The following is a 10,867-nucleotide window of genomic DNA, read 5'->3' on the forward strand; positions in this document are numbered from 1 at the left end:
CAATATTATTAATTGTATTATCAGTTATTTTATATATGCCGTTCGTAATCGCTGCAAATAAGATGAAGGATGAATATTAAAATATCTATATTAGGAACTATATCATAATTTGATATAGTTCCTTACTTTTAGTATACCATTAACATTATTTTTAAATTATCTAACTTAAATTTTAAAGTATCGTATGAAAACATTTAAATTTTAAGTATTTGTCAAAAAAAATCTAAATGTGTATAAAGTGAATATTTTTATGCTATAATGTTCGCATATAATAAATATGCTCGTATATCATCGGAAATAGGGTCCGAAAGTTTCTACCTGCTAACCGTAAATTGGCAGACTACGAGGTACGTGTTTAAAATTAAAGGGAAATATTTTTATAATTAGTAATTTTACTTCTGTTTTTTTAGACAAGCACCTCGGTATCGAGGTGCTTTTTAATATAGAAAAATGGAGGATGAAATAATGGAAGACTTACAAACAAAAGATGGAATTAAATTAAACTATAAAGTTGATGATAATCCGTCAATAGGAGAAAAAATATTATTTGGTATTCAGCATATATTTGCTGCCTTTGGTGGAATAATTGTTGTACCACTAGTTGTATCAAGTGCTTTGGGATTTGATGCTAAAACATCAACAGCATTAATAAGTGCCTCAATACTTGCTGCAGGAATAGCTACTATAATACAAGCTAAGGGAGTAGGACCAGTTGGATCTAAAGTTGCTTGTATAATGGGAACAGATTTTACTTTTGTATCACCATCTATTACCGTTGGTTCGGCTTTAGGGTTACCTGGAATAATTGGTGCAACAATACTAGGGGGAATATTTGAAGTTATTCTTAGCTACTTTATAAGACCATTAATGAAATTATTTCCACCAATAGTTACAGGAACAGTTGTGTGTTTAATAGGTTTAACTTTATTACCAGTTTCTATAGATTGGGCAGCAGGAGGAACAGGTGCTGCTGATTATGGAAGTATAAAAAATATATCTATTTCAATGATAGTTTTATTTGGCACTTTATTATTAAATCGTTATGGAAAAGGGATGATTAGTAGTGCATCAATTCTTATAGGAATGATAGTAGGATATATTATATGTATACCACTTGGGTTAATTGATTTTACTTCTGTTAAAGAGGCAAGTTGGATATCAATACCTAAAATATTTGAGTATGGTGTAACTTTTGATTTAAAAGCACTTATTGCATTTATTCCAGCATATTTTGTTACAGCAATAGAAACTGTAGGGTGTTTAAAAGCAATTGGAGAAGTTTCAGATGTTGAAATGAGTAATAAGCGTATAGGGCAAGGAGTATTAGCTGATGGAATTGGAAGTATGATAGGTGGTTTTGTAGGAACATTACCAAATACAACCTTTAGTCAAAATGTTGGTTTAATACCTTTAACTAAAGTAGCAAGTCGTTATGTAGCAGTTATGGCAGGAATAATATTAGTTTTACTAGGATTCTTACCAAAGATTGCAGCAATAGTTAATATTATTCCCCAACCAGTATTAGGAGGAGTTGGAATAGTAATGTTTGGTACTGTTGCAGCTGCTGGAATAAAAACTTTAAGCAAAGTAAAAATAAATGAAAGAAATCTTTTAATAATAGCTACTTCTATTGGATTAGGTCTTGGAGTAACCTTTAGACCAGAATTTATTTCTCAATTACCAGAAGGGCTAAAAATGGTTTTTGCTTCAGGTATATCAACAGGAACTATTACTGCTTTAATACTAAATATAATATTAAAGGAAGAAAGAGATTAATATATAATAATTAATAAAGCAGCTCAGATATTTGTGAGCTGCTTTTTATTTCTAAGAGTTAGTAATAGAACATTAATGGAAAATATTAATAGAAAATTATAAAGTAGTATTTATTCTTTTAGTTCCAATATTATTATTATTATTTTTAGTATCTAAAATTTGGTTAAAAATAAAATTAAGGCAAGAAGATATAATTAAAAGTAGAGTAAATAAAATTAATAATATTAACAAATAATATTTTTATAAGTATGGAGGTGTTATTTGTGAAAAAAGATATATTAGATAAACTTGAACTTAAAAATAATGAGAATTTATCTGAAAATAAATTCGGAAGAAATACAGTTCAAGACATGAATAAAGATTTAGATAAACTAAAAATAAATGATGATGTTACTAATGAAGATATAATAAGTTATGAATATACATCAAAAAATACTAATTCATATTAGAGTCAAGAATATTATAAAAGAAACTAAAATTAATTACACTAAAAAGAGCTGTTAATATATAATTATGCTCTTTTTTTCTTATAGCAAAATAGTAATAATATATAGCAATATAAAAATTCATAAATTAGGAATGAAATGTATTATAGATGCAGTTTATCATTATACTTCTCCAGACTCATATTTATTAGAAGCTTTGGGTTAAAGCTAAAGAAGAAATTTCAAAAATAAATAAGAATACAATATGGATAGCAGAATCAGTTCATCATAGTTTTATAAGAGAAATCAGAAAAGCTGGATTTATAGCTCATAGTGATGGTGAATTATATGAAGTCTTTGATATTTGTTATGATTATGATGTAAATGAAGAATTTATTGCGTACTTAGAAGGTAGAGGAACTTTAGAAAGCTATATTGAAAAAGTAAGACAACAAGAAGTTATATATCCAGAGAACTATATAAAATTAAGATTTTTAGAAAATCTGATCAACCGAGGATTTCTAGTAAGGTAAAGGATTTTGAATTATTAAAGGTTTGGACAGGGTTCTTATATTTTCAAAAAGGAACGACATTAATTTATAACGGACAAGAAGCCTTGGGAAATAATACACCAAGCTTGTTTGACATAGATAAAATTAATCTGAAAAATCAAAACCAAGAATTAATAGAATTAATGCAAAAACTATATGAAATAAAACAAAAGGATATAGTTAGAGATGGGTTTTATGACATAAAAATAATACCTATATACTTAAAGAAATTTAAAAGTAGAAAGTATTAATTATATATAAGGTTATAAAAATATAGGTGGACAAACCACCTATATTTTTCTTTTACAATGATTTATTAAGTTCTAAATAAATAAGATTTTTATCTCTTTTAATTTCCTTCAAGCCAACCTTTTCTAAAATTCTTGTAGAAGGTATATTATCAATTAAGCATTCTGCTTTAATGATTTTCACATTTTTTTGAGACAATGCCCAATTTATAATAGCACTTAGTGATTCAAGGCCAAAACCTTTTCTTCTTTCATTTTCAACCAATCCATATCCAACTTCCACTTCACCATTTTCATTAGGTTTTCCATGGAAACCTATATCTCCAATTACAGTCATAGTATCCTTTCTTACAATCATCCATGTTTCAAAACCACTAGGAATTTTATCCTTTTCTAATGTTTCATAAATAATAGGTAATATGTCTTTAGTATCATTAGTAGGCCAGTTTTTATCTATTTTAATTCCAAGTTTTTCAATTTCTTTATTGCATCCATTTATTAAAGATTTAGTTATTTCTAAAGTTATTGGTATTAACATTAATCTCTCAGTTTGTAAATTTTTTAATCTCACTTTATTTTCCACCCTTCAATTTTAAAATTATTTTATAGAAGTTAGAGGTGGAGTAATACTTATTTAGAATAATTTAAGTAGTAAGACACCACCTGAAATTGACACTTATAAAACTTTTCATAAAATACACTCCTAACTTATTAATTAATAAAAGTGCTATATCTATAGAACCTTATTTAAAGTATACTAAAAGATTAATTATAAGTAAATATTTTTAATTATTTACTCATATTAACAATTAAAACGATTAAATTTAGATATAATATTTATAAAAAATGCTTTAAGATTAATTTAAGGTAGAAATGATATTATTTACTCAATAAAAAGCTAGGAGGAGTAATTATGAGTAAAAAGGTTATAGCGATTCTTTCTATAATGGCTATATTAACAACTGTCACAGGTTGCACGAGTAAAAATAGTACATCTAATGATAATACAACTATTTCAAGTGAAAATGTAGAAAAAGTAGATACTAATATAGTTTTAGGAGATACTATTTCAGTTGATGGGGATGGAGTTGTAGTTGAGAATAATAAGATTACAATAAGTTCTTCAGGAACTTACGGTATATCAGGGACTTTAAAGGATGGTCAAATAATAGTTGATGCAGGTAAGGAGAATAATGTTAATTTAGTTTTAAATGGAGCTAATATATCTTGTTCAAATAGTTCTCCTATTTATATAAAGAGTGCTAAAAATGCATATTTAGTTTTAGCTGATGGCAGTGAAAATGTTGTTACAGATGGAGAAAAATATGTATTTGAAGACGAAGCTAGTGATGAACCTAATGCAACTATTTTTAGTAAGGATGATTTGTTTATTAGTGGTACTGGGAAAATAACAGTTAATTCTAACTATAATAATGCTATTACTAGTAAAGATGATTTACAGATAGAAGATGCTAATATAAATATAACTTCAGTAGCTGATGGTCTAAGAGGTAAGGATTCAATTACTATAACTAGTGGTAATATTAATATTAATGCTTCTGGAGATGGTATGAAATCTAATAATTATGAAGATGCTGAAAAAGGTTATGTATTAATTAAAGGCGGAAATATAAATATAACATCTGGAGAAGATGGAATACAAGCTGAAACCAGTACAACTATTACTGGAGGAGACTTAACTATAAATTCTGGTGGTGGCAGTGAAAATAGTAGTAAAACAAGTAATACATGGGGAAACTGGGGAAAACCAATGGACTTTGGAAGCAATACAAGTGCTATTGAAGATGATACACAAAGTGCTAAAGCCATAAAGGGAAGTACATTAGTAAAAATAGATGGAGGAAATATAAATATAGATTCTTCAGATGATGCAATACATTCTAATGGAAATGTTGAAATTAATGGGGGAAATATAAGTATTTCTTCTGGAGATGATGGCATTCATGGAGATTCTACTATAGATATAAATTCTGGAGAAATTAACATAAATAAATCTTATGAAGGAATTGAAGCAGAAATAATTAATATTAATGATGGAAATATAAAAGTAGTAGCAAGTGATGATGGAATTAATGCAGCTGGAGGTAATGATGGATCAGCTGTAAATGGTAGACCAGGACAAAATAATTTCGTTTCATCATCAAAGGCATCAATTAATTTTAATGGCGGTAGAGTTGTTGTAGATGCAAGTGGAGATGGATTAGATGCTAATGGTTCTATATATATGAACGGTGGAATAGTTATAGTAAATGGTCCAGAGAATAATGGAAATGGAGCATTAGATTATGACGGAAAGTTTGAGATTTCTGGTGGGTTGTTAATTGCAGCAGGAAGTTCAGGAATGGCTCAATCACCAAGTGATACTTCAAAGCAAAATTCAATTAATGTCTTTAATTCAGTTTCAGCAAATACATTACTTCATATTGAAGATGAAAGTGGAAATGAGTTAATTACTTTTTCACCTAGTAAATCAGTTTCATCAATAGTTATATCTTCAGCAAATATAAAAACAGGAACAAATTATAAAATTTATACTGGGGGAGAATCAACTGGTACGGTAACTGATGGATTATATTCTGAAGGAAGTTATTCAGGTGGAACAGAAGGAGATAGCTTCACAGTATCTAGCACAGTTACTAATGTAGGAGCAAGTGCTGGAGGCTTTGGTGGACCAGGTGGTGAAAAAATGCCTGGACAAAGAGGAGAAATGCCTGCAAGACCTTAGTTAACAAAATTAATATATTAATTATAATTTAAACTTAAAAATAACTGTATCTTATGAAATAATTTAAATTTATAAGATACAGTTATTTTATATTTTTATTAAATTTTTACTTTTCAGGTATTAATACTGCATCAATAACATGAATTGTGCCATTACTAGCAGGAATATCAGTAATTATTATTTTTGCATTATTAATAAATACATCTCCATTTTTTACACTTATATTAGCAGTTTTGCCATTTAGTAATGTGATTTTTTTACCATCTAATTTTAGTACATCTGCTGAACTTAAATTACCTTTAGCAACATGATAAAGTAATATGTCCTTAAGGGCATCTTTATTTTCAGGCTTTAATAAGTTTTCTAAAGTACCAGCAGGAAGTTTTTTAAAAGCATCATCTGTAGGAGCAAATACAGTAAAAGGACCTTTTCCTTCAAGTGTATTTACTAAATTTGCTTTATTTAATGCTTCTACTAATGTGTTAAATCTTCCATCACTCTTAGCTATTTCTATAATGTTTTTATCTTCTTTTATATTTGTAGATGCACTTGAATATATATATGATACAGGCAATATTGATAGAATAAATACTATTATTATTGTTGTTGTAAATATTTTAGTGAAATTTTTCATAACTTTTTATCTCCAATTTACCAAATGTATTTTAGTATTATTAAGTGTTGAACTATAGTATTAATTATTACTAAAAAGATTTTTTAATAATTAATACTAAAGTCTTTTAATAAATACTAATCTTTATAGTTTTGATAAGAACTATTTGCTACTGATACTGCATTACTAACAGCTGTTAATGCTTTTTCTATTTCTTCTTTATTGTTTAATTTTTCAACAGTACTAATAGCTTGATTTAAGGAACTTTGTGCAGAAGATAATTGGTTACAAGCAATTTGTAATTGATCTTTTGCGTTATTTTGCATATGTATTCACCACCTTACATTTCTTTATGTTACTATGTACATACTTATTATTAGATTTATAATATATTAATATTCATTTAAATTCTTAAGTAGAGAAAATAAAAATTTATTAGTAAATTAAAAATACTTATATGTAATCTTTTTGTAATATTTCTTTCATAATTATATGTTAAAATTAGTAAAATAATTAGGTAAATAGGGGATGATGATAATATATAAAAGAGTTATTTATTTTATTATTGAAATATTTTTATTAACTACTTTTTTTCTTGGATGTGGGAGTCTAAGTAATAAAAATGATAAAAGCAAAGTAGATGTTCCAACAGGAGTTGAAGCAATTACAGAAATTACTCCAAGTGAAGCTAAAGTAGATAAGGATACCTTTATAGGAGTAGATATGGCAACTATTGAATATGCATCAGATAATAGGATAATTTTACATGGGAATTTTGGCCTATTTGTTTATGACTTAAATAGCAATAAAATTATTAGAGGGCTTGATGTTAAATCTATAGGTTGTGGCTCTACACAAGGAGATAATGTTTGTATTGTATCTGTTAGTAAAGATGGAAATATAGTTAGTTTACATCCTTCTAGTAGTGAAGATATGTTTACTTATAATGTAGAAAAAAATACATTAATAAAAGTTAAATATAAAAAATTGGATGATAAGCTTAACACCATACCGATTGATGAATCTTATAAGCTATATGATGAGGAATATTCTTATTCTTATATTAAGCTTGAAAATGGATATGTGAGTTATTTAAGATCTCCTAAATCCAATAAGGCTATAGATTTACAATATGTAAAAGATGATAAGATTTATGATATATTTAGATAAATTCATATCTTAAAAAATAATTTTAATATATATAATTTTAGAAGGATTATTTATTAAATCCTTCTAAAATTTTTATTTTTTAGAATGTAAAATACTATATTTAATTCTTCTTATTTAGTTGTATACTTTTTCTTCAATATTAGCAAAGTTTAGAGAAATATTTAAATTTCCATTTTTACATCTTAACTCGTCAATAAAATTTTTTTGGTTAGCATCAAGCTTCATTTGAATTATATAATGAATTTCAAAAAGAGCACCAAAATCTCTAGTTTTAATAGTCTCAATTTTCCATGAGTTTGTGTACTTGTCTAATATTTCATCAAATATTCCATCATAATTTAAGTCTTCTGGAATTGTTATTTTAAGTTTTGATGTTTTAGTTTTAGGCATAGCAAACTTTGTTGCATCTAATATTAGAGTTAAAGCACAAAGTACTATAGTAAAGATAAAGGCATATCCAATATAGCCCATACCACAAGTTAAACCAACTGCTAAAGTGAAAAATACATAAGTTATATCCTTTGGATCTCCAGGAGCACTTCTAAAACGAATAATTGAAAAAGCTCCAGCTAAGCTAAAGGCCCTTGCTACATTATTGCCTACTAGAAGTATAATAATTGATATTATAACTGGTAGCATTATTAAGGTTACTGTAAAGCTTGGAGCATAACCTTCTCTTTTATGAGTCTTCATATAAGCAAGGCTAATAATTAATCCAAGCGCAATTGATGAAAAAATAATTAGTAAAGCATTAAATAAAGTAAAAGATTCCCCATTAGTTGATGTTATTATTGTTTCTAGCATATGTTTTTCCTCCTTATGTCACAAGTATTATTTAAACAATAGCTCATATATTCATTTCCATATTTAGAAAAGTGAGTATTGTATATTTTTAATTCTGAAAGTGCTTTACTTAACCAAAGTGGTATAGCACCTAATATTTTAACTTCCATAAGATAATAACCATTTGGTATTAATTCATTACCATATCCACCTACTTTAAGAGATAAGTTATCACGTCTACTTAATATATTTGAATCAAAGGTAATTCTAAAATCATTATCATTTTTACCAAATAAAGCTTTTCTGCTATAACTTATAAATACCTTAGGTGAAACATTATTATTATCTAAATAGTATTCTATTTCATTTAAAACTTGATTGTTTAAATAATCTATGAAATTAGGTCTTTGTCTATATTCTATAAACATTTCAGCTTCTTTCAATGTTAAGGTTGCTCTTCTTTTATTTACTATTCCATTTATTTTTTTCTTAAGCTCTAGAAAAACTTTATCATTTTCATCGATAGAAGATTTATAGCTTCTTAATCTAAGTTTTTCTTTATAGTATGGCTTGTTAATTGAATGCCTAATTACTTGGTTATCCTCTGTATCATAGTAAATACTATAGATGTTGTAATTGTTTCCATTTTTGCAGTATTTATCTGGATTCATATATTGATATAAGATTGGTAGAAGAGATTTATATTGATTTTCATTTAATATGAATTTCTTCTCAAATCTTTTAAATGCTTTTATTGCCATATAAAATTACCTCCTGTTAATTTTTCTTCTTGAGGTAATTATATAAACCTAAGCTTAAATAAATCTTAAATTTAAATAAAATATTTTGGATTCAAGATTTATTTAACAGACAAATATTTATGGATAAATTGAATTTGCATTTAATTTAATGCATCTTTTTTATTAAAAGCAAATTAAACTTAATACATTTGTAATTAAAAAGTAATATAGATAAAGAGTATTTTAATGTAGAATTATACTGTGATTACAAAATTTGGTTGAGGGGGATTCTATGAGAAAATTAAGATTAAATAAAAAGAGGATATTAATTAGTATAATAATAGTTATAGTAGCTTTTGTTGCAACTTTAAGTTTTAGGAGTCTATATAAAAAAGATAAATATGAAAATGAAGGTATAAATATGACGGAAGAAGAAAAAGAAGTTGTAAATAAGGTTATAAACTTAGCAGAAGAAAAAATTGGACTTCAATATGTTTGGGGTGGAAAGGGAGAAATAATCAGTGAAGAGAGACTTGATGAACTTATAGGTTATTATGGAGATAGCTATTACCCATTAAGTAGGGAAACATATATAGGAAGTCAAGCTTTTGATTGTTCAGGCTTAACATATTGGGCTTATAGAGAAGTAACAGGAGTTGAAATAGGATATTCAACCTTTGATCAAGAGGATATACTTCAAGGTTATGAGGTAAATAAAGAGGATTTACAGCCGGGAGATCTTATATATACTCCAGGTCATGTAGTTTTATACAAGGGAAGAGGGAAAATAATTAATGCTTATAATAAATATGCTTATCCAATTGGAGGGGTAAAAGAGGCTAATTTGTATTTAAGTGAGGAGAGCATAATTTATAGGCCTATTGATTATATAAATTCTTTAAAATAATTTTTATTAGTGGGAACTTTTTTAGCTCTATGCTACTCTTAGGAATATAGAGGTGATAGTTAGGGGGGAGATGCTTGGAACTAGAAGTTAAAAAGGCAATTAAAGGTGATAAAGAGGCTCTTTTAAATTTAATATTAAAAGAAAAGGATAATTACTATAAATTAGCTTATTTCTATATGAAAAATGAACATGATGCTTTAGACATACTACAAGAAATGATAATAGTTGTTTATAAAGAAATATCAAAGTTAAAAAAGATAAGCTCATTTTATATTTGGAGTAAAAAGATATTAGTTAATTTATGCAAAAAGGAATTATCAAAGAAAAATAAATTTGAGGAAGTAGACAACCTATTGTCTTCAGAGGAAAAGGGGTTTAAGGATATAGAAAATAAAATTTATCTAAAATTTTTAATAGAAAGCTTAAATAATGACCAGAAAGAGGTAATAAAATTAAAATACTATTTAGATTATTCCTATGATGAAATTGCAAATATTTTAGATATTCCCCTAGGAACAGTTAAATCTAGAATTAATAAAGGCATTAATAAAATAAGAAAAAATATAGGTGGTGATATAAATGATAGACTTGGATAAGGAATTAAAAAGCTTAAAAGAAGATAATTTGAAGGCTCCTGAAGAATTTGAAAGTTTAATGAGAGAAGCTTTAAATGGAGCTAAAAGAGAAAATAAGAAAAAGTTAAATTTAAATAATAAATATATTAAGGTTGCAATATTGTTTATATCTCTTATACTTATTTTTAATTTTAGTACAGTTTCAGCAATGATAAAGAAGTTAATAGGATATAATGAGTATTTTAATTATTATAGTTATGTTGAAAAGTTAAATGAAAGTGGAGAACTGCAAGATGTTAACAAAAAAGTAAACTTTAGTAATGGAAACGAAAT

The 10,867-nt window shown here is 26.5% G+C and carries 13 protein-coding genes and 1 riboswitch; of the genes, 8 read left to right on the top strand and 5 right to left on the bottom strand.

Annotation, left to right across the window (positions count from 1 at the left end; genetic code table 11):
* Nucleotides 1-261 precede the first annotated feature (261 nt).
* A riboswitch (purine riboswitch) is annotated at nucleotides 262-363 on the top strand.
* 102 nt (nucleotides 364-465) lie between these two features.
* The 3 genes from HUJ77_RS11395 (at nucleotide 466) to HUJ77_RS11405 (ending at nucleotide 3,003) form a co-directional block, all read left to right on the top strand.
* The gene (locus HUJ77_RS11395) at nucleotides 466-1,776 is read left to right on the top strand and encodes a nucleobase:cation symporter-2 family protein (RefSeq protein ID WP_291708725.1); all 1,311 of its coding nucleotides are present in this window, start codon (nucleotides 466-468) and stop codon (nucleotides 1,774-1,776) included.
* 263 nt (nucleotides 1,777-2,039) lie between these two features.
* Nucleotides 2,040-2,225 (top strand): hypothetical protein, encoded by a 186-nt coding sequence (locus HUJ77_RS11400; protein ID WP_291708727.1) that lies wholly within the window; start codon nucleotides 2,040-2,042, stop codon nucleotides 2,223-2,225.
* A gap of 592 nt (nucleotides 2,226-2,817) precedes the next feature.
* The gene (locus tag HUJ77_RS11405; RefSeq protein WP_291708728.1) at nucleotides 2,818-3,003 is read left to right on the top strand and encodes a hypothetical protein; all 186 of its coding nucleotides are present in this window, start codon (nucleotides 2,818-2,820) and stop codon (nucleotides 3,001-3,003) included.
* A 52-nt stretch (nucleotides 3,004-3,055) separates the two neighbouring features.
* Here the strand turns inward: HUJ77_RS11405 and HUJ77_RS11410 are convergent, their stop codons facing one another.
* A complete protein-coding gene (locus tag HUJ77_RS11410) occupies nucleotides 3,056-3,571 on the bottom strand; it encodes a GNAT family N-acetyltransferase (protein ID WP_291708730.1) in 516 nt (171 codons plus the stop codon).
* 342 nt (nucleotides 3,572-3,913) lie between these two features.
* Here HUJ77_RS11410 and HUJ77_RS11415 point away from each other — a divergent pair, with 342 nt between their 5' ends.
* Nucleotides 3,914-5,746, top strand: a complete 1,833-nt coding sequence (locus HUJ77_RS11415) for a carbohydrate-binding domain-containing protein (RefSeq protein WP_291708732.1) — start codon at nucleotides 3,914-3,916, stop codon at nucleotides 5,744-5,746.
* 106 nt (nucleotides 5,747-5,852) lie between these two features.
* Here HUJ77_RS11415 and HUJ77_RS11420 read toward each other — a convergent pair whose 3' ends face one another.
* Both HUJ77_RS11420 and HUJ77_RS11425 read right to left on the bottom strand, forming a co-directional pair.
* Nucleotides 5,853-6,380, bottom strand: a complete 528-nt coding sequence (locus HUJ77_RS11420) for a fasciclin domain-containing protein (RefSeq protein ID WP_291708734.1) — start codon at nucleotides 6,378-6,380, stop codon at nucleotides 5,853-5,855.
* Nucleotides 6,381-6,496: 116 nt separating this feature from the next.
* A complete protein-coding gene (locus HUJ77_RS11425) occupies nucleotides 6,497-6,685 on the bottom strand; it encodes a hypothetical protein (protein WP_291708736.1) in 189 nt (62 codons plus the stop codon).
* 202 nt (nucleotides 6,686-6,887) lie between these two features.
* Here HUJ77_RS11425 and HUJ77_RS11430 point away from each other — a divergent pair, with 202 nt between their 5' ends.
* The gene (locus HUJ77_RS11430) at nucleotides 6,888-7,529 is read left to right on the top strand and encodes a hypothetical protein (RefSeq protein WP_291708738.1); all 642 of its coding nucleotides are present in this window, start codon (nucleotides 6,888-6,890) and stop codon (nucleotides 7,527-7,529) included.
* Between the two features lie 114 nt (nucleotides 7,530-7,643).
* Here HUJ77_RS11430 and HUJ77_RS11435 read toward each other — a convergent pair whose 3' ends face one another.
* On the bottom strand, nucleotides 7,644-8,333 hold the full coding sequence (locus tag HUJ77_RS11435; protein WP_291708740.1) for a DUF4956 domain-containing protein: 690 nt from the start codon (nucleotides 8,331-8,333) through the stop codon (nucleotides 7,644-7,646).
* Nucleotides 8,327-9,073, bottom strand: a complete 747-nt coding sequence (locus HUJ77_RS11440) for a polyphosphate polymerase domain-containing protein (protein ID WP_291708742.1) — start codon at nucleotides 9,071-9,073, stop codon at nucleotides 8,327-8,329. Before HUJ77_RS11440 ends, HUJ77_RS11435 begins: the two co-directional genes overlap by 7 nt.
* Before the next feature lie 271 nt (nucleotides 9,074-9,344).
* Here HUJ77_RS11440 and HUJ77_RS11445 point away from each other — a divergent pair, with 271 nt between their 5' ends.
* The 3 genes from HUJ77_RS11445 to HUJ77_RS11455 all read left to right on the top strand — a co-directional run.
* Nucleotides 9,345-9,959: an NlpC/P60 family protein gene (locus tag HUJ77_RS11445; protein WP_291708744.1), complete on the top strand. Its 615-nt coding sequence runs from the start codon at nucleotides 9,345-9,347 to the stop codon at nucleotides 9,957-9,959.
* Between the two features lie 74 nt (nucleotides 9,960-10,033).
* Entirely contained in the window at nucleotides 10,034-10,555 is a 522-nt protein-coding gene (locus HUJ77_RS11450; RefSeq protein WP_291708746.1) for an RNA polymerase sigma factor, read from the top strand.
* The coding region (locus tag HUJ77_RS11455; RefSeq protein WP_291708748.1) for a hypothetical protein at nucleotides 10,539-10,867 on the top strand (329 nt) is incomplete at its 3' end. The genes HUJ77_RS11450 and HUJ77_RS11455, both read left to right, overlap by 17 nt.

The sequence above is a fragment of the Clostridium sp. genome, from assembly GCF_021443865.1.
In the GTDB taxonomy this organism is placed as follows: Bacteria; Bacillota; Clostridia; order Clostridiales; family Clostridiaceae; genus Clostridium.